We start from the raw sequence: 26,758 nt of genomic DNA, 5'->3' as shown, positions 1-26,758 counted from the left end.
GCTGCTGCGTCAAGGCGAAAGTGGATACCCAAAGTCATTGGCGTGACAGCTAGGCAGCAAATGAGTAAGTCCCGATGAGCTGACTCAAGTCAGTGATTCGGGCGCGCGAATGCAGCTAACAACGCTGCCGCGTCAAGGACGAAGGGTATAGCGGGCCTCAAACACCTCACGTGGTAACGGCTGCGAAAATAAAAAACCCTGCCCACACAGAATACCGTGCTTCAACAACCATTGGCGCTGCTCATCTGTTTCGACGCCTTCGGCCATCACTCGCAGCTTCAGCACCTCGGAGATGGTACTCACAATACGCGCCATGGCATCATCTTCTGGCAAGTGCTTCACAAAGCTCTTATCCAGCTTAATCATGTTGATCGGCAGGCCTTTCAGGTGGTTGAGATATTGTAGGCTTGAATACCCCATACCAAAGTCATCCAAGGCGATGGATAAACCAAGCCCTTGCAATTCGCGCAGTAACCTCAGTGCTTCATCAAGATCCTGAATGCGGGCGGTCTCGGTTATTTCCAGCAACAGCTGGCGCGGATCTATCTGATACTGATTGATTAGGTTTTGCAGATGCGGCAGAAATTGGTCACTTTGTACCTGCAAGCCGGAGATGTTCACCGCCAGTGACAAAGTAATCCCTTGGGCCTTCCAGTCTGCCAGAATGCGGCACGACTCCTCCAACACCCAGTTACCCAGCGGCATCATCATGCCCCCCTCTTCCGCCCCGAGGACAAACTCGGAAGGGGAGCGATAGCTACCGTCCGGTTGACGCCAACGTAACAGCGCTTCAGCGCCGATAACCCGCTGATCTTGCATGTTCCATTGCGGCTGTAAGAAGAGGGTGAAATCGCGGTTTTCAATCGCCTGTAAGATGTCATTTTCGTGTGTCAGCCGCTTTTGTGTTTTCTCAATCAAATGCGGTTCAAACACGAAAATCTGGTTTCGCCCCTGATGGTGAGCGGCCATCATCGCCGTACTGGCATTGCGCATCAGGGATTCGGCGGTCTCATCTTGGGATTGGTATTCGGCAATCCCAATACTGGCACTGGGCCGCAGTTGGATATTGCCAAAAAGCAGTGGCTGGGTAATTTGCAGCATCACTTGTCGCGCCAGTTGCATGGCAGGGAAGGGGCGACTAATCCCTCGGGCCAGTACCGCAAATTCCGTTTTACTCAGTTGTGCCAACAAGCTGTTTTCATCGATACATTGCTCAAGGCGCTGCGCCATCGTCAGCAGCAGCTGGCGGTGTTGTTCCTCACTCATCACGCCGGAAACCTCTTGCAAGGTTTCGATGCCAATCACCAACAGATGGAATTTTTCACTCCGCATACCGCCGTTAATTTCCTGTTCAAGCAACTGCTTAAACAGCACACGATTGGGCAGTTCAGTGACCGGGAAGCGGGTACTGATACGGCTCATATCCGAATAGGCTTCGGCCAATAACTGTTGGTTACGATTATAGTTGTGCACCAAGACCCCCAGCTCATCATCCTGATGGTGGGCCGGTAAGGTGAGTTGGTGATGCAGTACACCTTGCTGACCAATTTTCTCCAGCTCTTTAGCCATCGCCCGTAGCGGGTGAATAATCAGTCGATTAATACACCAGGCGATTGAGACCGAAAGCACTAATGCCAGTAACAGATAGGTCGAGAGCATGGCTGACAGCGCGCTGAGAATAAACTGGTACATCCGATATGAGTCAGCCTGCAACACTAAGTGCGCCAGTGGTTGCGGATTAGCGGAGACTCGCTCCAGCGCATACAGCGGTAGCGTTATCTCTACCGGCAGGGAAAAAATACGTTTAGCCCAGCGGGGAACAGGCCGCTCCGTGGGGAAATTGGCGTGCAACACCTGAATTTGGTTCGGCAAAATGACTTCAGCACGGCTGAGAATACCAATCGGCAACAGGCTATTGAGGATTTTTTTGGCTTGCGGGACATCAACACTTAATATTGCTTCGGACAGGGGTTGGCGAACCGAATAAGCGATGCTCTCCAACTGCCTGGCATAGTCATCCTTGCGCTGCTGCACAAAGTGGAATAACTGAAGGACGATAAAAATGCAGATAGTCACCAGTGCAACTACCGCAACTGCCGCCATCTGTTTTATCGTTAATGAACGCCTTACCCGCAAACTCGCTCTCCGCCAATGCCGACTGAATAAAAAAAGTGGTTGCCACATCATGGGGCTACCCGTCGATTCTGTCTGAGTATACTCGATCGCTTTCAGATTTTATCTGGTGATACTAAACCGGAGGGGAAGAATACCGTGGGTTTCAGTGTTTTCCTATCAGGATCACAACGTCAGAGTGCTATTTCTCACTCTGACGTTGTTTTTTCATGCAAATCAATATGGCGATGTTGCCGGATTAGCTAGCTTGCTCAGCTTCATCCTGATCAACTGCAAAACAGGCCACCATTTGGTCACCATACTGTTTTAGTTGCGGCTGCAACTGAGTGCAAGTACCAAAAGCTCGACGACAGCGCGCATTGAACGCACAGCCCGGTGGCGGGTTCATCGGGCTAGGTAACTCGCCCGTCAGCTTAATGCGCTCGCGGCGCATATCAGGATTCAGGCGCGGTGTTGCCGATAGCAATGCCTGCGTATAGGGGTGGCGTGGATTATTAAAAATGGCCTCTTTGCTACCCTTCTCAACACAACGCCCCAGATACATCACCATCACTTCATCAGCGATATGCTCAACCACAGAGAGGTCATGGGAGATAAAGACGTAAGACAGCCCCAACTCCTGCTGTAAATCCATCATCAGGTTCAATACCTGCGCCCGCACGGATACATCCAGCGCCGAGACAGGTTCATCAGCAATCACCACATCTGGATTCAGCATCAAGCCGCGTGCAATCGCGATGCGCTGGCGCTGACCACCGGAAAACATGTGGGGATAGCGATCATAGTGCTCGGTTTTCAGGCCGACCTTCGCCATCATCGCCAGTGTCTTCTCGCGGCGCTCTTTGCTGCTGAGTTTGGTATTGATTTGCAGCGGCTCTTCCAGTATCTGCCCCACTTTCTTGCGTGGGTTCAGTGAACCATAGGGGTTCTGGAATACAATCTGGATTTTCTGACGGCGCAGTTTTTCCGCACTTTCATCCGGCTTAAGCAAATCCTGCCCTTGGTAGTAAAGCTCGCCACCGGTTGGGATCTCAATCATGGTCAGTAAGCGGCCCAACGTGGATTTACCACAGCCCGACTCCCCGACCACCGCCAGGGTTTTGCCACGCTCTAAGGTGAATGACACCCCATCAAGTGCCTTAACCAGGCGCTCCGGCGCAAAGAGACCTTTTTTAACCGGATAGTATTTCTTCAGATCAATGGCCTGCAACAGTGGCTTGCCAGCTTGGGATTCTGGTTTCATTTCAGTTTTATTCTGGCTCATAGGGTCGGCCTCCCCGCATCATCGAGCGGTGTATGGCATTTAACCTGACGCCCCGCTGGCCCCAGCAATTCAGGCTCTTCACGGCGGCAACGATCATTGGCATACGGGCAGCGTGGGTTGAGTAGGCAGCCCTCTGGGCGGTCATACTTACCCGGCACCACACCCGGTAAGGAAGCCAAGCGCGCTTTATCCTGAGCAAACTCCGGTAAAGCGCGCAACAACGCCTGCGTGTATGGGTGGCGCGGGGCGCGGAAGATTTCCGATGATTTACCGGTTTCCACCACCTGGCCGGCATACATCACAATAATGTGGTGTGCCGCCTCGGCAACCAGTGCCAGATCATGGGTAATCAGCAACAGCGCCATATTTTCACGCTGCTGTAACTCCAGCAGCAGCTCAATAATTTGCGCCTGAATGGTCACGTCCAGCGCGGTTGTCGGCTCATCGGCAATCAGTAACTTGGGCCGACAGGCAATGGCCATGGCAATCATCACCCGCTGGCTCATCCCACCGGAGAGCTGATGCGGATAAACATCTAACCTCGAAGCGGGATCAGGAATGCCCACCAGTGTGAGCAGATCCACCGCCCGCTGAAAACGGGTTTTACGGTTGCCGCCCTGATGCACCTTCAGCGCTTCCATAATCTGGAAACCGACGGTGTAGCAGGGGTTAAGGCTGGTCATCGGGTCTTGGAAGATCATCGCAACTTCCGACCCCACCAACTGACGCCGCTCTTTTTCAGAAATCTTGGTCAGGTCGCGGCCGTTAAATTCCAGCTTATCGGCCATCACTTTGCCGGGGTAATCAATCAGCCCCATGATAGCCAGTGAGCTGACTGATTTACCGGAGCCAGATTCACCAACAATCCCAACCACCTGACCTTGCTCAATGCTGTAACTGATACGGTCTACGGCCTTGAACGGCGCACCTTCGTCACCGAAGTGCACCGACAATTTATCTACATTTAAAAGTGCCATCTCTCTCTACCTCTGTTACTGCTTGAGTTTGGGGTCGAGAGCATCACGCAGGCCGTCCCCCATCAGGTTAAACGCCAGAACCGTTAGCAGGATCGCCACACCGGGGAAGGTCACGACCCACCAGGCGCTTTGGGCGAACTGCAACACGTCAGAGAGCATAGTGCCCCATTCCGGTGTTGGTGGTTGCGCACCCATGCCGAGGAAGCCGAGAGCCGCCATATCCAGAATGGCGTTAGAGAAGCCGAGAGAGGCCTGCACAATTAATGGCGCGAGGCAGTTTGGCAAGATATTGATAAACATTTGGCGCATAGCCCCCGCACCGGCCACTCTTGAGGCCGTCACGTAGTCGCGGTTGACCTCAACCAGCACCGCTGCGCGCGTTAAGCGCACATAATGCGGTAGAGCGACAAAGGTGAGCGCTAACGAAGCATTCACAATCGAAGGCCCAAACACGGCTACCAGAACGAGCGCCAGTAACAAACTTGGCAGGGCCAGCATGATATCGACAACACGCATGATGATGGCATCAACGATGCCGCCAAAGTAACCGGCCAGTAAGCCGAAAACGACGCCCATCACCAGTGACAGCACCACTACCAGACAACCGACTAACAGCGAGAGTCGTGCGCCATACATCAAGCGGGACAAAACATCGCGGCCCACATCATCGGTGCCCAGCAGGAATTTCCAGCTGCCGCCCTCTTCCCAAACCGGCGGTTTCAATAGTGCGTCACGGAACTGCTCTGCTGGCCCGTGTGGGGCAAGCCAGGTGGCACCCGCGGCAATCACCAGCATAATAATGATATAAAACAGGCCAATCACGGCCCCTTTGTTGCGCTTGAAATAGTGCCAAAACTCCTGCAAGGGAGTCATTGGCTTCGGCGCACTTTTTACTGTCGACTCAGTAAGTTGAGACATTCTGCGCCCCTTATTTCTTGTGACGAATACGCGGGTTAACTACGCCATAGAGCACATCTACCAGCAAGTTAACTAAAATAATCATGATCGCGACCAGCAACACCCCGCCCTGTACTACCGGGTAGTCGCGGCGTTGCAGTGCATCCATTAACCAGCGGCCCAATCCCGGCCAGGAGAAGATGGTTTCCGTCAGAATCGCCCCAGCCAGCATGGTGCCGACCTGTAGGCCGATCACCGTCACCACCGGCAGCAAGGCATTGCGCAATGCATGAACCACAATTACGCGCATCCGGCTCAGGCCCTTGGCCCGGGCAGTGCGGATATAGTCCTCACCCAGCACTTCCAGCATGGAGGAGCGGGTCATGCGCACGATAACCGCCAGAGGGATAGTGCCCAGGACGATGGCCGGTAAAATCATATGCATCACCGCATCTTTGAAATCACCCGGCTCACCCCAGATTAGGGTGTCAATCAGCATAAAACCGGTGAGTGGCAGAGTGTCATCCAAGAACACCGTATCGCTGACGCGCCCGGAGACCGGGGTGAGGTTCCATTGCACCGAAACCAGCATGATCAGCATGATGCCCCACCAGAAGATAGGCATCGAGTAACCGGTGAGGGAGATCCCAACCGCAGTATGATCGAATATTGAGCCGCGTTTGACTGCCGCCAGCACCCCAACCGGTATCCCGACCGCGATAGCAAACAGCATCGCGCAGATCCCAAGTTCCAGCGTGGCTTTAAAGCGTGGGACAAACTCTTCCCAGACGGCAATACGGCTTTTTAGCGAGATGCCGAGGTCGCCATGTAATACGCCATTCACATAATGGAAGTATTGTTGGTAGAGAGGCTTATCCAGCCCCATTTCCGCCATGATTTGAGCATGACGCTCGGCGGAGATACCGCGTTCCCCAGCCATGATGGTCACCGGGTCGCCCGGGATCATATGAACAAAAGCAAAGGTCAGCAAAGTAATGCCGATAAACGTTGGGATAACTAACCCCAAACGTCGGAGTATGAACTGCAACATATCCCGAACTCTCTGTGTAGAATGCCAGGCTGCTCGTGGGCAACCCAGCTTATTAAACCTTCCCAATAAGCTATTTACTTGCCATTTTGACCTAGGGCAGTGCTCACCACCGTCACGTACTGCGTGTACGCTCCGGTGCTTGCGCGCTGTCCATGCTCAAAATTTCTGCGACAATGACACTTATTGGGGAAGGTTATATGGCTCACATCTGTATCTGTCTTAACCTAAATGAAAAGACCGACGAGCGATCGCCCATCGGTCATCTGCAAGGTTAAAATTAATCCAGGGACACGTTCTCGAAATGGTGTTTACCCAACGGATCGACAACATAACCTTTCACTTCTTTACGCACTGGCTCGTACACGGTTGAGTGAGCAACAATCAGCGCTGGCGCTTGATCATGCATCACAACCTGAGCTTGTTTGTAAAGCGCGACACGTTTGTCATGGTCAGACTCAGCACGGGCTGGCTGGATCACCTCTTCAAATGGCTTATAACACCACTTGGAGTAGTTGGAACCTTGTTTTGCCGCATCACAGCTGAACAGGGTGGCGAAGAAGTTGTCTGGGTCCCCATTGTCCCCGGTCCAACCCATCATCACAGTTTCATGCTCGCCATCTTTAGCACGCTTGAGGTATTCGCCCCACTCGTAGGTCACAATCTTGGCTTTCACGCCCACTTTCGCCCAGTCAGACTGGATCATTTCAGCCATACGGCGCGCATTCGGGTTGTATGGACGTTGAACTGGCATTGCCCACAGGTCAATGGCGAAACCATCTGGCAGACCGGCTTCTTTCAGTAACTCTTTCGCTTTAGCAGGATCGTAAGCGTAATCTTTCACCTCATCGTTGTAGCCCCACATAGTGGGTGGGATCAGGTTCTTGGCCGCCTGGCCTGCACCCTGATAAACCGCATCGATAATGGCTTGTTTGTTAACCGCCATGGTCAACGCCTGGCGAACCTTAACGTTATCCAGTGGTTTTTTCTCAACGTTGAAGGAGAGGTAACCGACGTTCAGGCCCGGTTGCTCCATCAGGTTGATAGTTTTATCTTCTTTCATGCGAGCGATGTCAGCCGGGTTAGGGTACGGCATAACCTGACACTCATTTTTCTGCAATTTAGCGTAGCGAACTGACGCATCTGGCGTAATAGAGAAGACCAGACGATCAATTTTTGGTTTGGTGCCCCAGTAGCCATCAAAGGCTTTGTACAGGATGCGGGAGTCTTTTTGGTACTGCTGCAACTGGAACGGGCCAGTGCCGATTGGGTTCAAATCGACTTTTTCCGGTGTGCCGGCTTTCAGCATGTTGTTCGCATACTCAGCAGACAGAATTGACGCGAAGTCCATCGCCAGGTCAGCCAGGAATGGTGATTCCGGACGGGCCAGTTCGAAGCGAACAGTGTTGTCATCAACTTTAACGATATTGGTGATCAAATCACCCATCCCCATGCCCTGGAAGTACTCATAGCTGCCGCCAGAGACTTTATGGTACGGATGTTTATCATCTTTCTGACGCATGAAGGAGTAGATCACATCATCAGCGTTGAAGTCGCGAGTCGGCTTAAACTCCTTGTTATCTTGCCACTTCACACCTTTGCGCAGATGGAAGGTGTAGCTCTTACCATCTTCACTGACTTCCCACTTCTCAGCCAGACCGGGTTCAATTTCGGTTGTACCGAGTTTGAATTCAACCAGACGGTTGTAGATAGGAACGGAACTTGCGTCATACGTCGTGCCCGAAGTAAATAGCTGCGGGTTGAAACCTTCCGGAGAACCCTCAGAACAATATACTAATGTTTTCGCTTGTACACTGGCCGCCACGGTCAGTGCAATCAGCCCAATACCGAATTTCAGTATCCCTGTTTTTCCCAAGGAAATCGTCATCGCTTGTGCTCCATTATGGTGATGTGTGTTGTGTGTACGGCCAGACCCTATAATTTTTTCGTCCGTGGTCTGTACCGTTTTGGCCCATTAGCCGCAGGGATGCGGGATTGAGATGTTGGATAAATATCATCGCAACAGCAATTTTGGACGCGTGGAATGACCCAAACTGCACTCGATTACTCCCCCTGAGGGTACCAATTTGGCAACACTTGGTGGCAACGTCAATACGGTTTGAAAGGATTTATCAGGACAATGCGAAACAGCATGCAAACATAAAAAAAACTTCTCGTTAACATTCTCAGCATGAAAATTTATGCTAGCAGCACTTTACCAGCGGGATTAACTGGGCAATTAAAATAAAGCAGTGGTAATACCCAGAGACAAACCGAAAAACTTTGTTGCTAAATGATGCTTATCCGTTCAGATTTTTTTATAATTTCGACAGAAAACAGGAGGAAATGCTGCTATGGCAGCCGATAAGTGACGCGAATCTTGTCACATACAGCCATAATCTTAAACATCTTGCGTGCTGTTAAAAAAGAGCCGTCCCGCACGGTAGCGCGACTCCGTTAACAATTAATACTGGCTCGACAAGAAGCGCACTACAACAGTGCCCCAAATCAGTGCCAGACTCCTGATCGCCCCTGCCAATCATCAAAAAAGATGATTTAAGCCGCCCAGTAAAATCGCGGTTCACCGCCGATAGCCCGGTAAATAATCTGGGAGTGCCGCTAAATCCACCACTAAGGCTTAATTACTTTACTTACCCCTAAGCCACCATTGATAATCCCTTTACCACTATTTAGCGTTTTATAGTATAGGTCTATTTGATCAAATACGCTGACGACTCTACCATGATGATTTTTAAAAGCGTTGGTATTGATCTTGATACTATCAGAGCTAATAACACCACCATTAATGTTATTTATATTCTTGGCTTTGATCTTAATATCTGCCGGGCCTGAGGTGCTTAGTGTTCTAATTTCACCATGGTTATTAAAAAATATGTTACTTGCCTCCATAGAAACATGGCCACTATTGGCATAAATTCTGCCTTCATGATTCCTAATCGCCCCTCCTTTTATTCTTATACCGAATTTTTCTTTGGGATCGTAATCTCTTCCCTGTCTTTCACTTTTTATCCGACCTTTACTATTATCTATTAACCCTGTACTTTTTAACTTTATTTTAGGACTTTCTATCTTCCCTGAGACATTACTAATAAAGGCGTCAGAATCTATGTTGACCACCTTATCAGCGATAATCTCTCCTTGATTACTGCTGCCACTTCTCTTCGCTATGATATGAATTTTATTGGCATACATTCCACCTAATTTACCGACGTCCATACCTATTTTATTTTCAGCATCATAGAATAACCCCGCCAGTGATATTAGCCATAATTTTTTACCGCCCTTAAAAGTTATCGCATTCTTTCCAATGATGGATAATAGATCGATCGTCTCTATTTTACCATCAACTTTCAGTGAGTCAGAAAACAAGTCCAAATAATTATCCACAGACTCATTATGTTGCAAACCCTCTCCTCCAATATATATATCGCCTTGATGAACATTGAAACCAGCAAACTTATCACCTTTAAATGCAGGAACCCCGGTTGTTAACGTAACATAATCTGTATTCACGAAACGACAACCGTTACAACTTATTCCCGCAGGATTGGCAATAACAAGATCAGCCGACTGTCCGGCAACGACCAAAAGAGTATCAAGCTGACTTTTATTCATTGAAGTTATTTCATTTAATATAACCACTGCCTCACCGTTGATTAAGTTTGAATTTCCATTCTCTTCTGATGGTAAAATATTATTAAATATTACTTTATCATAGCCATTACCTCTATTTGCATTAAACTTTACATACTTGTTATGTGATACTCCTTCTATATCTGGCGTTTGAATATTAATAATAGTCTTCTTTCCGCCCTGGCAATATGCATTTTGTATTTTACACATTTTCTTCTTTTCTATATGATAGAGCAAATCAGGTTGGTTATTTTTAGGCGCATTTTTATCAACAATGATCTCAGCATATGAAAAGATCGGCGCGCAAAATAAAAGGAGAACTCCATAGTATATTTTATGTAAATTCACACTTACTTCTCTCATTGAAAGTCCTTACTTAATTTATGTATAAGAATAGTAGCTGACAAGACAAATAACATCTCAAGCTAAAAATTAAGTGACCACAAATAAAAAGCTAATATTGCCAACTAATAGTGAAACCAGATACCAAAGAATCTGCGGAGAAACTGGCAGGCTTAATTAAAGGTATAGCAAAATAAAAATCATAACCAATCTGGTGATATTTTCCACGTAAACCACTTGCAGCACCTGCGAGAGAATGACCAGAAAATAGCGGCTTATTTATTTCAACGACTTGACCATAATCAATACCGGCATACAGTTGCAGACTGGCCACCGGACTATACCAGGCGACTTCATTTCTTAAGTACCAACCACCAGAATCAGCCAGTCCGCTCCCCTCATTAAACCCACGAACTGAACCTCGCCCACCAATTAAAAAATTATCCTGTATCGTGAGATTTGAGCGGGTGTATTGTTGACTGAAAATTGGTTGATAATGAAAACGTTGCTCACCCAGTTGAAACGGAATATCCAGTGAAGCATTAGTATTAATCAACCTGACTGTTGCCTCTCCATTAAGCCCTGGCGCTGGACGTGCACTAAACCAATTAGTACCTTGCTGATAGGTCACCCCTCCATTGAACGTTCCCCAATGACCATAATATAAATATTGTAATCCTAGCTGCCAGTCTATGGTATTAAGTCGTTGAACGCCCAGCTCAATATCACCAAAAAAACGATTAGTATTACGAATTAATACTCCTGTGTTAGCTACAGTCTTATAATTATAGCCTCGCATCACTAATCGTTGAATTTGCATATCCAGGGCCTGCCACCGTGTTTGGTATTTAAAAGCACTCTCTGCAAAGAGCAAAGATTGATAGCGACGCCCCCGACTGCCAGTCATACTCAGCAACCAATTACCGTAAGGTACAGAATAGTGCAGAGAAAAGTAATTATGACCTTTATCATCGTAATGATCAAAGTCTCGACTGGCAGAGAAATAAGCCATATCGCTTAATGAGAATGGGTTATCAAGATATAGCGTTCCGCCTATGCGATAACGACCAAAAATATCATTCCCTGCATCATCTAAAAAAGCATTCGCACGAAAAAAACGAGATTGCTGGCGTTTAATAATAATATCACTGCTTAAATCGTCACGATTTATCGCCACATCCATAGTAGCGCTTACTGTAGGTAAACGCTGTAAATTATCCAGCCCCTGTTCAAGATGACGTAAATTGAGTAAATCCCCCGATTTACTGGGAAAGATCGTATTTAATTGTGCATAACTATCATTGGTTGCTTCATATACAATATTATTAATCCGCCCCGGTATCAGCGTGATATATAAAGTTCCGCTATCAAGGCGCGGTTCCGGTATGACTAATGTTGAGGTGAGATAGCCATCAGCAATGAGCTGATTCATTAATTGGTTGGTTAAAATACCAATACCCTGCTCACCTAAACAGCGCCCATATGCATCCTGCGCTATTTTTTTTAGCTTCGTCCCATTAGGAAATTCATTCACCCCCGTTAATTCAATAGATTTAATAGCAAAACACCCCTCCTCAATAGGAAATAGGACATCTGTTACCGGCTGATCTTGCCTGACTAAATTGGCCTTAATTTCAATTGAAAAAGCCAGCGCGACTATCGGTACAAAATAGAATATTACACATCTCATTACTCGATTATTTTTTATTATATTCATAATTGAAATAACCTTTATTATAGGAATAAGGACCTGTAACAACACGGGCCTTAAATAGTGAATTCCAGGCTATGTTATTATTTTATTTAAGTGACATTTTGGTGATCCTATTCGTTTTAAAAAGCCACAAGTAGATTATTTTTCGAGAGATTAATCCTAACCAATAATTATCACTTCCCAAGACACATGCCGACAAGTTGCTATTATGCAGGTGATAAAGCGGTGACGATATTATAATTTTTATTCCGCAACGGGTTGAAAATAACGGGCAATAAAAACAAAAAAACCCTGACATTTCTGTCAGGGTTCTTAAATTTGGTCGGCGAGAGAGGATTCGAACCTCCGACCCACTGGTCCCAAACCAGTTGCGCTACCAAGCTGCGCTACTCGCCGAATTGGGGCGCATCTTACTGCTACGATCCTAGAGCGTCAATCACTTTTTAACACCCCGCTGGCGACTGTTGCTTATATCATCACTCGCGGTCAAAACAGCATCACTTCGAGCTTAAATCAAGCTTCCACAGGTTTTAGCTGCGGCGACTGCGCCCGCAGGAATGGCAGCAAGAAGAAAGCAGATAAGCAGGCGGCAACGGAAATCACCACAAAGAAACCATTCCAGTGCCAAATCTCCATTACCCTGGCAATAGGGTAGCCAGATAAAGCCGCACCTAAGTATGCAAATAAGCCAACAAAGCCGGTGGCGGCACCTGCTGCGTCTTTATGTGAGCATTCTGCGGCAGCCATGCCAATCAGCATCTGCGGGCCAAAAATAAAGAAGCCAATGGCGAAGAAGCAGCCCGCCTGCAAAACATAACTGACCCCCGGCATAATCCACAACGACGCGACAGAGAGGAAAATACCAATGGCGAAAATCAGGTTCATTGGCCCACGATTACCGCGAAACCACTTATCAGATCCCCAGCCCGCCACCAGCGAGCCAATAAACCCGCCCACTTCAAATAATGAAATTGCTGAGTTGGCGGTCATCAATGAGTAACCTTTCTCTTGCGTTAAATAGAGATTTCCCCAGTCATTAATTGCAGTACGAACGATATAAACCAGCACATAGGATACCGCCAGCAACCAGATATATTTATTGGTTAACACATAGCGCTTCACTATCTCTTTATTCGATAACCCCTGGCCCTCTGACTCCTGCACCAGCTCCATAGCATCATTGCGCCACTTACCGACACTCGGCAACCCCATGGTGCTTGGCTTATCGCGCAAGCGCCAACACATCAGCAAACCAATCACTACACCGATAATACCGGGAATAATCATGCCGTAGCGCCAGCTAAAATGCAGAGAGATAAAACCGACTAACAGTGGGATTAATGCCCCGCCAAAATTATGGGATGTATTCCAGACGGCCCACCAACCACCGCGCTCTGAGCGTGAATACCAGCTGGTTAAAATTTTGGAACATGGTGGCCAACCCCAGCCCTGGAAGAACGCATTAAGGATCCACAGCGCACCAAATACCAAGAGTGACGAACTCATGCCAAACAGGATATTGATAATCCCGGTCATGACCAGCCCAATGCCCATAAAGTAGCGCGGGTTTGAGCGGTCACTTATCATGCCAGAGATAAATTTAGAGCAGCCATAGGTGATATAAAACAGTGTACCTAAGATCCCAACATCCGACATCGTGAGGCCCAGATCACTAAGCATGGCGGGCATGATGAAGGTGAAACTTTTGCGGGTAAAATAGAATGCAGCGTAGCCGATATACATCGTCCACATTAATTGAATGCGCCAATATTTATAAGAGGAATCAATTTGTGTTTGATTCGTTACTGGCGGTACGTTATCGCGGCTTTTGAGGAAAGACCACATGTTGAACCTCAGGATATTTTTACAAGTGCCATCATCATGATGCGCGCGCGCGCGAACCCCATCAGAGAAACTCCCGCCGCATCCGAGAATATTTCCTAGTTTTCATTAGCTGGCGATGAAACTGTGGGAAGGATCACATTTAAACAGGTGCCCTGATCGACACTCAGGCTAAAGCTGCCCCCCAGCGCACTCACTCGTGATTGCATACCACGTAGCCCATACCCCGGCGTTAAAGTGGCCAAATCGATACCTTTTCCATTATCACGAATCGTCAGATATATTTTCTGGTTATCCTGCCGTGCATTAATCTCAATCCGGCTGGCGGCTCCATGGCGATAGGCGTTGGTCACCCCCTCCTGACAGATGCGGTATAGCGTGATTTTCAGCGTCTCGTCTATCGGATGATCATCCAACTGCCAATTCAATACCCCCACGACGGATTGGTCTTGCGGGATCAGTTCACGCATCAATGCCGCAACTGCCGCCGATAACGGCAAGTTATTCAAGGCCGCTGGCCATAATTTAGCTAACACATCATGGACGCCATCATAGACCCGCAGTGCCAGTGTCTCTATCATCTCGGCGCTGGTCAGCACTGGCGGCTCCGTGGTCAAGCGCCTGATAATACTGGCTTGAGTACGAATCACAGTCACGGTCTGCCCCACTTCATCATGCAGCTCTCGTGCTACATCACGGCGGGCGTGCTCTTCCGCCACCACTAATGCTTTCGCTAACTCACGATTTTCATTCAAGCGAACCTGCAGTTGTTGATTCAATTCTCGCTGGCGCTGAATGCCCGCCCCCAACAATAAGCCGATCAGACTCTGCGCAAGCAGTGACAGTAGCAGGTCACGATGGGAGTCCAATTGCGCCGGCGTGTTGATCAATAGCACAACACTATTTAGCAGTGTCGCCACCGCGCCCCCTTGCCAGCCATAGCGGTAAGACATAAAGACAATCGGGATCGCCAGGCAGAATGGCGCAAACAGGTGCAAATCCGTTTCGGTGACTTGATACTGCAACCAGATACTTAACGCAAATAGCAGCAGATACCACATGATATGCTGCAAACGCAGATTAATCGGTTTATGAATCAGCCCCGGCTCTAAGGGTAACCAGATCTGGCGTGCAAAATAGTGCCACAATAACAAGCAGGTAGGCGCGATAGTAAAGCCACCAACCAGCCCCAGCAATAGCGCCATTGCCCCCTGTTGACTCGCGATTTGCCACCCCAATGCCTGTATCAAGGCGGCAGCCAGGATCACCGCGCCTTGCATCAAAGGCCATTGCCATTCGCTGCTATTTTTCTGATGGCGTAATAACCAGGGGGAAGCAAAAACGGCCAATAAGGTGGTCGCCAGTAGGAAGGGGATCGCGTACCACAATAGATAGACATAACCAAACTGATCGGTTAATAGCCACCACAGTAGTGCGTCACCCAGCAGAATACCCGGCCAGTACTGACGTGGGCTTTGCAATAAAATGCCCATTCGCAGGCCAAAGGGGAAGAGCAGCAATGCCTGTAAGGGCCGATCAACCAGTTGAGTCCCGATTGACCATAAGCAGAAAGTTGCCGTGGTATAGATAAAAAACAGCGCGACTGACATGATCAAACGCTGCATCATAGGTTTAGAACCTGCTTCGCCAGCTCCACATTATTGCTGACACCCAACTTGGCAAATAGGTTAGCGCGATGCACATGGACGGTTTTAGGTGATAGGCCGAGCGACTCTGCAATTTCGCGTACTTCCATCCCCTGCGCCAGCAACACCGCCACTTCACGCTCACGGCGGGTCAAGGGATCGACGGCAATGCGCGCCAGTTGTTGAGCAATTTCCGGCATCAAATAGACACCGCCGCTACCCACGGCTCGGACGGCTGAAACCAGATCTTCCGGTTTACAACGTTTGGAGAGGAACCCGCGCGCGCCGCGCTCTAACGCCATCTCGACCAGCGCCGGGCTGTCATGCATCGACAGCATAATGACCCCAAGTCCTGACGGAAGATCCTGCAATAAATCCAAACCACTCTCATCGGGCATGGAGATATCACAAATACAGATATTGGCTTGTAAACTCGGTAATCCAGCACGAGCCTGTTTTGCCGAGTTGAACTCCCCCACCACCTGAATATCCTCTTCCAGAGAGAGTAGCTGAGCAAACCCTGAGCGCACAATGTCATGATCATCAATAAAAACAACACGGTAAATCATCAAGAACTCCACCGGTGATGGTTTGAGTCTGTAGTATACCGCAAGCCTATTATGTCAAGGGAGATTGGCGTCAAAAATCGAGCCAGAACCAATTATGACCGTGCTAATTGATTATATTATCGGCTGAGAATGTCTGGCGGGAGTCTGGCACCAGTTATTTTGCTCATTAATTCCACCATCCGGGGAGGTATAACCTAAGCAGCCCAAAATAGAATCAAACAGTTCAACATGACGGTGTGTTTTGCCCACCCGCTGCTCTGCTTGCAATTGCTCAAAAGCTGCAAGGTGCTCAGGTTGTGACAAAAATTTGTCTGAAGCCCAAACCATCAATGGCACGCGGAATTGCTCCGGCGGGGCCATTTCTCGTGGAGTGCCGTGGAAGTGGGAGTTATCGTCAATGGACTCACCATGGTCAGCGGCATAGAACACCAATGCTTTCTTATCGCGCATTTGGTCAATCACATTGGCGATAAACGAATCGGTGTACAACACACTGTTATCAAAGGCGTTTATCAGTTGTTGTTTGCTACAAAAGTCATCCACGCCCATACATTCTGGCTGATAGCGGGCATAGCTACGAGGGTATCGTTGGGAGTAAAGATAGTGTGAGCCTTTGGTATGCAGAATCACCAAATGCTTACCTTCGGGATAGCGCCCAAGTGACTCTTTCAACTCATCAACCAGCAGCATGTCATCTACCGGCTTATCATCATTACGTTTCTCTGAGGCAATCAATTCTCGGAACGAATAGTTATCAGTGTTCGCATTATTGTAGAACCACATCTCACTCTGCATGGCGAACAGCTCAGAAGTGAAACCCAATGATTTCATGACGGCGAACACATTTTGCTCTTTCAGAGTGCGCTGCGGATTATCTTCCGCGCCACCTTCGCGCACAAACATACAGCGCAGCGAGAGTTTGGTGGAGGTATCGCAGGATGTGCCACGGAAAGCGACCAGATTCTTCTCTTTACTTAAACGAGGAGTGGTATCACGTGCATAACCTAGCAGCCCCATATGATCCCAGCGGGTCGTCTCACCAATGATAAACACGACATAGGTTTCATCAATACCGGCGGGTGCGACATAAGTATGATGCTCAGCCGGGTTATACAGCGTAACAGCATCATACTTTTCGTTATATTGCGTATACGCATATAAACCCAATGCAGCCAACCAGTTAGAGGGCAAATAGGAGTGAGCAACCACCCCTCCATAGCTCGGTAAATCCACCGTTCTCAGTTGTTCATTGGTCGTCTGCACATTATCCAGATAACGAAGCGGTAGCCAGACCAACGCCACCGCAGCCATCATCAATAAACCAGGCCTAATGCGCTGACCGGGGGTCTTAAATTGCTCAAGCAGGGTGAGTCGTAGGGAGTTTTTCCAGATAAGTAGCAGCGGCAATGCACTGACCAGTACCATCCAGACCACAAAATGCAGCCCGATGACCTCTTTCGAAAGGTCGGTATCCGTGGTTAATACAGAAATCACAATGCCATAGCCAATCACCACATTGAAAAAAGTCATGTAGTAGCTGGCAGCAACAGAAATTAGCACCAATAAGCTCGCGACCACACGATAAAACCATCGGCCACCGAGTGATATCACCCGCATAACAAAAAAGGTAAAGAGGATGATCGCCATCACTTCGATAATAGCGGTCAATACTTTTATGCCTTGGATACCTTGGCTAAAGGAGTCAAAACGACGATAAAAGACAGAGATATTCAGGAAAATTCCAATATAAACAGCCAACAACAAAGAAATACTTTGCTGCGATAAAGATTTCACTCTGTCCATAAAACGCCAGGTCTCCAAAGATACTATTTGCGGCTTGAATCAATCAGACAGTGAACCTCGTTTCAGGTTCAGTATGATATCGATAAGCAGGCTATTGAATCTTAATGTGAGAATTATCTTAGCGGCTATTAGTGGACCAGTCCGCGAGCTAACGCAAACTCTATATAGACCATATTGGCTGATGTGCTCAAAAACAGCACAAAAGAGACTTAAGGGGAAAAGTAGAACGACACACAGCCCACAAGAGAGTTCCCATGGGCTTCTGAAGGGGGCTTATTTGATATTTAACGTGACATCAATATTGCCACGAGTTGCATTGGAGTATGGGCAGACAACATGCGCCTTTTTCACTAAATCTTCGGCAACAGTGCGCTCAATCCCCGGCAAGCTGATATCCAGTTGAACTTCAATGCCAAAGCCGGTCGGAATGGCACCAATACCGACAGTACCCTCAATGCTGGCATCGTCAGGGATTTTGACCTTCTCTTTTGATGCAACGAATTTCAGTGCGCCAAGGAAGCAGGCCGAGTAACCCGCAGCAAACAGTTGCTCTGGATTAGTCACCGCACCACCCGCGCCGCCCATCTCTTTAGGCACACCTAATTTCACATCCAATACGCCATCAGAGGATGTTGCCCGGCCATCACGACCACCGGTGGCTTTAGCTTTAGCGCGGTACACGACTTTTTCGATAGACATAGTGCTTTCCTTTCAGGGTCAATAAATATGAAGACTAAGTACAACTTGAAAGTATGGCACTCATTATGAAAAAGCCCCCAATTTTGGAGGCTTCAAAGGCGATCTTACTGAGCGGGCGTCTCTATCTTGTCGTCTATCCGCTGCAACATATACGGATAGAACGGGTTGGACGAAATGCGCATCAATGAATCCAATCCGACCACCAGCACCGCACGCTCACCCCGCGCGGCAAAGGTCCCCAAACTGATACCGTATTGGTCACGCGGATCAGGGTAGCGACCATACAGTGAATCACTCATTGGGAATGGTAATGCAACGTGAGACAACGAGAAGATATCCGGCGGATAGATCAAACCAGTTGGCACTGAAGTCTCGTTGGTTTCACCTGCCAGTGTGGTTATCGCCAATGTCTCATTACTTTGTGGCGAAACATTGGTAATCACGGTTGCACTGTAATTACGTGGCGGCGGCGGCAATAAACGAGCCAGCGCGGTATAAGAAGATGTTCTCAGTAACGGGCCGAAGCTGGCTGCGCGGTTCAAATCAAACAGCACCACTTCGCTGCCATTTTTCGGCAGGTGATTGTAGAGTGCGGTTACAACAGCTCGGGTACTAACCGTTGAGTCCATTAATGACTGGAAAGTCAGAATTGGCGGCAACTCTTCCATCTTATTGTTTCTGGCATCACGCGCAATTTGCTGCTGCAAGACAGAAGTGAGCAAATAGGACTGACGCGCGGCATTGACCGGGAATGAGTTGTATTTGAAAGGATTAAACTCAGGCACTATCCCCAACCAAGCCGCTTTAGCAAAGGCGGGGAAGATAGCCGGCCAACCAGCAACACCGGCAAAACGCGCAAAGCTAGTCACACCAATCATTGGCGAGATCAATATCACCCGCGCAGGTTTCGCTAGTTTGGGGTCATCCATTGAGTCCAGTGTGTACTTCATTGCCAGCGCACCGCCATTGGAGAAGCCAACGACATGCAGGGGTAAATCTGGCCCACTAAGCGCTTTGGCCTCACGGACTGCCAGACGTGTTGCGGCTAACCAATCCTGCCATTCAACATCGGTCAGGGCTGCGGGTACAGATCCATGGGCTGGCAAACGGATACCAATGGCGACATAGCCACGCTGACGATAATTTTCAGCAATATGGCGCAAGCTGTAAGGGGTATCGGTCAACCCATGCAGCAATACCACAGCACCTTTCGGCTGCCCATCAGGTTGCAGAATATAAGAACGATTCCAGTCGTTTTTAAAATGTGGCGGGTAGATCGAACTACCAGAATAATAGCGGTTTAGTGGAACCTGAGTTCTTGGTTCCAATTTTTCGGTAACGTTTATCCGAACTTCATCGAAAATGTTATTTTCAGTTTTTATGTAATCCGCCCAACTGGCTTTATCAATCTCAGCCGCGCGCATTTCATGGGGAACGAAAGTGTGCCAAAGCTCGAGCTTTGGGCCACGTTGTGTATCGTAAATACGTATTGCCAGTATGGTAACGGACATTACCACCAAGATAAGTATAATCCGTTTAATCCACCGCTTAATGGCTATGCCAAGCATGGGCCGTTACTCCGTAGGTCTATAATTTTTCACAATTGAGGTCAGTTTATCACCATCTGGCCACGCCGCTACTTTAAACGCAAAATATTCTCTTGGTATAGAGTGCGATATAAATAAATCAGCATGCCATTATTGCTGTCAAATGAATCTCAACAAATAGATTAATTATCCGATATCTCTTGATATCTCATGGTGGCATTAAATATGCCCGCGGAATTAAAAATATCTGTTTTAATCTTGCATCGGTGCAGTATCGAGCTAATCATGCTGCCACATAAAGTAATGACCTGGATGCTATTAGCGTTTTTGATATTAATCCCAGCGCGGGAGTTAATTTGTGCAAGGTTAGCAGTTCACTCTTAACAACTTAAATTTGGCCGCTAGATTATCTACCAGCGGCCAATTATTATCCTAATTCCATTATGCTTCGGGGCTTTCTACCTGCGCCTGAAGGATATGCGATGGAGACTTACGCAACCAAATCCACCATGCAAGGGTCATCAAGATAATCCACGCCAAACCAACATACATGGCAATGCGGGTATCAGGGAAATACCCCAGAACCGCAATAATAAATGCCATAAAGATAATGGTCAGAATCGGTGCTAACGGCCAAAACGGCACAGGGAAGGCCAACCTGGCGACATTTTCTTTGCTCATTGAACGGCGCATCGCCACTTGCGATATCAGAATCATCAACCACACCCAAACCGTGGCGAAGGTCGCGATCGAGGCGATAATCAAAAACACATTTTTCGGAATCAGATAGTTCAGCACCACACCACATAACAGCGCAATTGCCATCACCAAAATAGTCATCCAAGGCACACCATTTCGTGTCAGGCGGCTAAAGCACTTAGGTGCCAGCCCTTCTTGTGCCATGCCATACATCATGCGGCCAGCCCCGTAAATATCACTGTTAATCGCCGAAATAGCGGCAGTGATCACCACCAGATTGAGAATATTGGCGGCAGAACTGATACCTAAACTGCTGAAAATCTCAACAAATGGACTGCCATTCTGCCCAATACTATTCCACGGATAGATCGCCATCAGGACAAATAGTGTCAAAACATAGAACAGCAGAATACGCACTGGCACGGTATTAATGGCGCGGGGTAATACTTTTTCTGGGTTCTTCGCCTCACTGGCCGTCACCCCAATAATTTCAATACCACCAAAAGCAAACATCACTACCGCAAATGAGGCAATCACCCCCGTGATACCATTTGGCATAAACCCTTGGTGAGACCATAAGTTACTGACGCCAGTACTCTCATGACCCGCGCCAAAACCAAACATCATAATGCCCAAACCTGCGGCAATCATGGCAATAATCGCCGTCACTTTTAGCAGAGATAACCAGAACTCCATCTCACCAAAGACTTTGACTGAACAGAGATTTAGCGCACCAATAAAGAAAATAATACTTAGCACCCAAACCCACTGCGGGGCATCAGGGAACCACAGCCCCATATAGATGCCGAACGCGGTGACATCAGCCAGCGCTACGATAATCATCTCAAAGGTATAGGTCCAACCGGTCAGAAAACCCGCCAATGGCCCAAGATAACGGCTGGCATAGTGCCCAAATGAACCGGCAACAGGATCATGCACCGCCATCTCACCCAGTGCGCGCATCACCATAAACACGGCAGCACCACCAATCAGGTAAGCGAGTAAAACGGCTGGCCCCGCCAGACGAATTGCCTCGGCAGAACCATAAAATAAGCCGGTACCAATGGCGGAACCTAACGCCATAAACCGAATATGTCGCGCACTGAGACCGCGTTTCAGCGTGGATGAATCATTCTTCATGGTACATTCTCGCAAAATTTGTGCCCTTTCAGGCAAGGGGTCAGAGAGGGTGATCCCGTTAACCGGGATCACCTATAGGCAAAATGATGACTGCTTTTTGTTTATTAGAGGCTGGGTAGAAGATGCGGTGGCATCAGTTCGTTCATATGACGCTGTGCAATGAGCTGACTGGCAGCTTCAATATCGGGGGCAAAGAAACGATCTTTTTCGTAGTAGGCCACATGCTGACGCAATAGCTGACGTGCCGGCTCCAGCGCATCTGACGTTTTCAAGCCTTTACGCAAATCCAGTCCCTGACACGAGGCCAGCCACTCCACGGCCAAAATACCGCGTACGTTTTCGGCCATTTCCCACAAACGCTTACCTGCGCGGGGAGCCATAGAAACATGATCCTCCTGATTCGCCGAGGTAGGAATACTGTCGACGCTGGAAGGGAATGCCAGCCCTTTATTCTCACTGGTGAGAGCCGCAGCAGTGACCTGCGCAATCATAAAACCAGAGTTTACGCCGCCGTTCTCCACCAAAAATGGCGGTAACTGCGACATATGTTTATCCATAAGTAGCGAAATACGGCGCTCTGATAATGAACCCATTTCTGCCAGTGCCAATGCCAAATTATCTGCCGCCATCGCCACCGGTTCAGCATGGAAGTTACCACCAGATAACACATCGCCTTGCTCAGCAAAGACCAGTGGGTTATCCGATACCGCATTAGATTCAATAGCTAACACTTCAGCAGCCTGACGCATTTGAGTTAAACAAGCCCCCATCACCTGCGGCTGGCAACGCAGAGAGTACGGATCTTGTACTTTGTCACAATTACGGTGGGACTCTGATACTTCGCTACGGTCACCTAACAGATGGCGGTAAGTACTGGCAGCATCAATCTGCCCACGTTGGCCTCGTGCCGCATGGATACGGGCATCAAATGGGTTTCGGGAGCCTAATGCTGCTTCAACCGTCAAGCTGCCGAAGACAGAAGCCGCAGCATAGAGGTCTTCCGCCTCAAATAGGCCGCGCAGTGCATAAGCGGTAGAAACCTGAGTACCATTAAGCAGCGCCAGCCCCTCTTTTGCTGCTAGCGTGAGTGGCTGCAGACCCGCTTTGACCAGCGCGGTACGCGCATCCAGCCACTCCCCTTGATAACGAGCCTTACCTTCACCGAGTAACAGCAAGCTCATATGGGCCAACGGCGCCAGATCGCCAGAAGCACCTACAGAGCCTTTTAGCGGAATATGAGGGTAAACTTCGGCATTAACCAACGTTATCAGCGCCTGAATAATCTCCAGTCGAATGCCCGAAAAACCACGAGCCAAGCTGTTGATTTTCAACACCATAATCAGGCGCACAATAGCATCATCATTGGGTTCGCCAACACCCGCAGCGTGGGAAAGAACAATCGAGCGCTGTAGATTTTCCAGATCTTCCGTGGCAATACGAGTAGATGCCAATAGACCGAATCCAGTATTGATACCATAAGCGGTGCGCTTCTCTGCCAATATGGCTTGCACACAATCCACACTTTGTTGAATGGGTGCGTAAGCACTATCATCCAGCATGATATGTACCGGATGCTGGTAAATATACCGCAAATCAGCCAACGTCATCTGCCCTGGGCGCAGGGTCATTGTTTCCATTGTTGCTTTAATATTTGTTTTCATGAAGGTTTCCCCTGAGTCGCGGCAACCATTGGCAGATTCAACCCCTGCTCTTGTGCACATTGAATGGCGATATCATAGCCCGCATCGGCATGACGCATCACACCAGTAGCAGGATCATTATGCAGTACCCTAGCGATACGTTCGGCGGCTTCGTCGCTACCATCACAAACCACCACCATGCCAGAGTGCTGGGAGAAGCCCATCCCCACACCACCACCATGATGCAGCGACACCCAAGTGGCACCACTCGCAGTATTCAGCAATGCATTGAGCAGCGGCCAGTCAGAGACCGCATCAGAACCGTCTTGCATAGCTTCGGTTTCACGATTAGGACTGGAGACCGATCCGGAGTCGAGATGGTCGCGACCAATGACAATCGGAGCCGACAGTTCACCACTGCGTACCATTTCGTTAAAAGCTAAACCTAATTTAGCGCGCTGGCCTAGGCCGACCCAGCAAATACGCGCCGGCAGCCCCTGGAAGCTGATACGCTCGCGGGCCATATCCAACCAATGATGCAAATGTTCATCATCAGGGATGAGTTCTTTAACCTTCGCATCTGTTTTATAAATATCGTCGGCGTTACCAGAGAGCGCGACCCAGCGGAACGGACCAATACCACGGCAGAATAACGGCCGAATATAAGCGGGGACAAAACCAGGGAAATCAAAGGCGTGAGTCACACCCATATCCTGCGCCATCTGGCGAATATTATTACCGTAATCAAATGTTGGGATGCCCATATTGTGGAAGGCCAGCATCGCTTCAACATGTTCAGCCATCGAAGCCTTAGCGGCATTAACCACCAGCACTGGCTCACTTTGGGCGCGTTGACGATACTCTTCCCAGCTCCAGCCTCTCGGCAGATAACCATTCAACGGGTCATGGGCACTGGTTTGATCGGTTACCATATCCGGGCGAACACCACGGCGTACCAGTTCAGGTAAAATCTCAGCCGCATTACCGCACAAGGCGATAGAGACCGCTTCACCCGCAGCGGTATATTTTTTGATTCGCGCTAACGCATCATCCAGATCTGTAGCTTGCTCATCCACGTAACGGGTTTTCAGACGAAAATCGATACGGCTCTGCTGACACTCAATATTCAGGGAGCAGGCACCGGCTAAGGTTGCCGCCAGCGGTTGTGCGCCGCCCATGCCACCTAGCCCCGCGGTTAATACCCAGCGCCCTTTCAAGCTACCGCCAAAATGCTGCCGCCCCGCCTCGACGAAGGTTTCATAGGTGCCCTGTACAATGCCTTGACTACCGATATAGATCCAACTGCCCGCCGTCATTTGGCCATACATAGCCAACCCTTTGGCGTCCAGTTCATTAAAATGTTCCCAATTAGCCCAGTGAGGAACCAAATTTGAGTTGGCAATCAATACCCTAGGTGCATTACTGTGAGTTTTGAAGACGCCGACAGGTTTACCAGACTGAATCAGTAAGGTCTCATCATCATTTAGCTGCGTCAGGCTTGCTACAATTTGGTCGTAGCACTCCCAGTTACGAGCTGCGCGGCCAATACCACCGTAAACCACTAACTCTTTTGGATTCTCAGCTACTTCAGGGTCAAGGTTGTTCATTAACATACGCAATGGGGCTTCGGTCAGCCAACTTTTGGCGGTAAGTTTTGTACCACGTGCGGCTCGAATCTCATTATCACGGAATCTGTTTTGGGCAGTCACGGCAATTTCCTTCAACCAGTTTTTCAGGTATCAACGACATTACTTCTATTGAGCATTTATTAACATATACTCGTATAGACAAGTACAATCAAGTTCAGGAAAAACTGCAATATTCCGCCAGCGGCACAAAAAATAATTACGTTAATAATCTTCAAAATTAATTAGTTACAGCCATCTCAATTCTGAACCAAGGTAGAGTAAAAGAATTTTCGACGTGTTTTTCTCTATAAAATCAGCATAAAATTGGTCTATTTTTGCGCACGGAGTCACATATAGTTCACACAAATTTTACATTACAACACGCTATATGCGCGATACCTCGCAGCTGATTTGAGTGCCCGATATCACTTGATCCATTATCTGACTCCTCATTTGGAATCAAAAAATGGATCTATTTTTGCAAATCAGTCAGAGATAAAAATCCGATCAACGATAAACACGACAAATCATGCCAAAATAATAAATAAAGGTGGGTACATATAGAGCAGGGATCATTTATAGATCTATAGATGGCAGGAGATATCCATACACCTAAAGCGGGTCGTCGGACGCGGAGATGGGTAAAGGTTTTCTCTAATAGTCGTTCCCAGAATGATAAAAGCCCCAACTGTGTTAGTCAGGGCTTTTAAGGTACTACAAATTTAAAATTAAACATTAATCAACTTAATAACGTGATACTTATCTTCGTACTGTTTATAACGATGTACATGTTTCTACAGGAATATTTTCGCTTATTACTAACTTCCCTCCAATATATTAACTGAATGGTAACAATTCCCGTTTATTCATTTTAGCTATGCTCATGATAAAACAAGCTAAATTAGTACATCCCCTCGCGATATATACTCTTTGTTACGTGGCTTTACTTTCGTCGCGATATCCTCGATCTCATACTTGTGTACACAAATCGCGAACATTACTATTAACAACAAAGCCTTAACTCATCGCGTTATCGTCCACAAAATGCGATTGTAAAGATCTACTGCGTAGCCTTAAAGCTTCATCACAACGATTAATTATAAAAAACCATTGTGAATCTCACATACAAAAATATTTCGTGACCTTTATCGCATTATTTAAACTTTACTACATGGACACCGGCTAAATAAAAAATTTACTACTAATTGCACCGGTGTTGAATTCCAATGTACTTGTTCTAGATGAGATGTCAATACTGTTTTTAAGAACATGGTTTTATTATCAGTACTACTTAAAAACCATCGCTTTTTATTAGCTTAAATTATGTTCTAAGTCATTATCTTAGCATCATAGCCTTCAGTAGCGCTGCCTAGAGTCGCGTCCACGTTAAGTTTTTCTATTCTGCGGTGGGGGGCTGAATAAACAGCACTACTATGGCCTGTTTTTCCGTGTTAGTGTATTTTGAATAAATAGAGGCTGTTGCTAATATTTTTCAATAATTTACCCTCCAGTAATC

At 48.0% G+C, this 26,758-nt stretch carries 17 protein-coding genes and 1 tRNA gene; all 18 read right to left on the bottom strand.

Features of this window, described 5'->3' with window-relative positions; genetic code table 11:
• Window positions 1-132 precede the first annotated feature (132 nt).
• Entirely contained in the window at window positions 133-2,136 is a 2,004-nt protein-coding gene (hmsP, locus tag HRK25_RS06570; RefSeq protein WP_204365399.1) for a biofilm formation regulator HmsP, read from the bottom strand.
• Window positions 2,137-2,371: 235 nt separating this feature from the next.
• Window positions 2,372-3,376, bottom strand: a complete 1,005-nt coding sequence (gene dppF / locus HRK25_RS06565; protein ID WP_005273691.1) for a dipeptide ABC transporter ATP-binding subunit DppF — start codon at window positions 3,374-3,376, stop codon at window positions 2,372-2,374.
• 17 nt (window positions 3,377-3,393) lie between these two features.
• Complete coding sequence (dppD, locus tag HRK25_RS06560; RefSeq protein ID WP_005273693.1) at window positions 3,394-4,374, bottom strand: dipeptide ABC transporter ATP-binding protein; 981 nt, start codon at window positions 4,372-4,374, stop codon at window positions 3,394-3,396.
• Window positions 4,375-4,389: 15 nt separating this feature from the next.
• Entirely contained in the window at window positions 4,390-5,292 is a 903-nt protein-coding gene (gene dppC, locus HRK25_RS06555; RefSeq protein WP_005273696.1) for a dipeptide ABC transporter permease DppC, read from the bottom strand.
• A gap of 10 nt (window positions 5,293-5,302) precedes the next feature.
• Window positions 5,303-6,322, bottom strand: a complete 1,020-nt coding sequence (gene dppB / locus HRK25_RS06550; protein ID WP_032897637.1) for a dipeptide ABC transporter permease DppB — start codon at window positions 6,320-6,322, stop codon at window positions 5,303-5,305.
• A gap of 277 nt (window positions 6,323-6,599) precedes the next feature.
• On the bottom strand, window positions 6,600-8,207 hold the full coding sequence (gene dppA / locus HRK25_RS06545; protein WP_032897640.1) for a dipeptide ABC transporter periplasmic-binding protein DppA: 1,608 nt from the start codon (window positions 8,205-8,207) through the stop codon (window positions 6,600-6,602).
• A 743-nt stretch (window positions 8,208-8,950) separates the two neighbouring features.
• Complete coding sequence (locus tag HRK25_RS06540; RefSeq protein ID WP_050413684.1) at window positions 8,951-10,336, bottom strand: filamentous hemagglutinin N-terminal domain-containing protein; 1,386 nt, start codon at window positions 10,334-10,336, stop codon at window positions 8,951-8,953.
• Window positions 10,337-10,427: 91 nt separating this feature from the next.
• Window positions 10,428-12,032 (bottom strand): ShlB/FhaC/HecB family hemolysin secretion/activation protein, encoded by a 1,605-nt coding sequence (locus HRK25_RS06535; protein ID WP_005273706.1) that lies wholly within the window; start codon window positions 12,030-12,032, stop codon window positions 10,428-10,430.
• Between the two features lie 316 nt (window positions 12,033-12,348).
• Window positions 12,349-12,425 (bottom strand) — tRNA-Pro (locus tag HRK25_RS06530).
• A 117-nt stretch (window positions 12,426-12,542) separates the two neighbouring features.
• Window positions 12,543-13,874: an MFS transporter gene (gene uhpC / locus HRK25_RS06525; protein WP_005273708.1), complete on the bottom strand. Its 1,332-nt coding sequence runs from the start codon at window positions 13,872-13,874 to the stop codon at window positions 12,543-12,545.
• Window positions 13,875-13,969: 95 nt separating this feature from the next.
• Window positions 13,970-15,499 carry a signal transduction histidine-protein kinase/phosphatase UhpB gene (gene uhpB, locus HRK25_RS06520; RefSeq protein ID WP_032897645.1) on the bottom strand — a complete coding sequence of 510 codons (1,530 nt, stop codon included), beginning with the start codon at window positions 15,497-15,499 and terminating at the stop codon, window positions 13,970-13,972.
• Window positions 15,496-16,086, bottom strand: a complete 591-nt coding sequence (gene uhpA, locus HRK25_RS06515; RefSeq protein ID WP_032897647.1) for a response regulator transcription factor UhpA — start codon at window positions 16,084-16,086, stop codon at window positions 15,496-15,498. Before uhpA ends, uhpB begins: the two co-directional genes overlap by 4 nt.
• Before the next feature lie 111 nt (window positions 16,087-16,197).
• On the bottom strand, window positions 16,198-17,889 hold the full coding sequence (eptB, locus tag HRK25_RS06510) for a kdo(2)-lipid A phosphoethanolamine 7''-transferase (protein ID WP_032897650.1): 1,692 nt from the start codon (window positions 17,887-17,889) through the stop codon (window positions 16,198-16,200).
• A gap of 273 nt (window positions 17,890-18,162) precedes the next feature.
• Window positions 18,163-18,588, bottom strand: coding sequence for an organic hydroperoxide resistance protein (locus tag HRK25_RS06505; RefSeq protein ID WP_005273713.1), 426 nt, complete (start codon window positions 18,586-18,588; stop codon window positions 18,163-18,165).
• A gap of 104 nt (window positions 18,589-18,692) precedes the next feature.
• Window positions 18,693-20,156, bottom strand: a complete 1,464-nt coding sequence (locus tag HRK25_RS06500) for an alpha/beta hydrolase (protein ID WP_032897653.1) — start codon at window positions 20,154-20,156, stop codon at window positions 18,693-18,695.
• Between the two features lie 420 nt (window positions 20,157-20,576).
• On the bottom strand, window positions 20,577-21,974 hold the full coding sequence (locus HRK25_RS06495) for an amino acid permease (protein ID WP_005273721.1): 1,398 nt from the start codon (window positions 21,972-21,974) through the stop codon (window positions 20,577-20,579).
• Window positions 21,975-22,078: 104 nt separating this feature from the next.
• Complete coding sequence (gene hutH / locus HRK25_RS06490) at window positions 22,079-23,611, bottom strand: histidine ammonia-lyase (RefSeq protein WP_005273724.1); 1,533 nt, start codon at window positions 23,609-23,611, stop codon at window positions 22,079-22,081.
• Between the two features lie 20 nt (window positions 23,612-23,631).
• Window positions 23,632-25,323 carry a urocanate hydratase gene (gene hutU, locus HRK25_RS06485; protein WP_032897656.1) on the bottom strand — a complete coding sequence of 564 codons (1,692 nt, stop codon included), beginning with the start codon at window positions 25,321-25,323 and terminating at the stop codon, window positions 23,632-23,634.
• Window positions 25,324-26,758: the final 1,435 nt, after the last annotated feature.

Source organism: Yersinia bercovieri ATCC 43970 (assembly GCF_013282745.1).
Taxonomy (GTDB): domain Bacteria; phylum Pseudomonadota; class Gammaproteobacteria; order Enterobacterales; family Enterobacteriaceae; genus Yersinia; species Yersinia bercovieri.
Note: the sequence above shows the minus strand (reverse complement) of the source record. Positions and strands in the feature narration are given on the sequence as shown.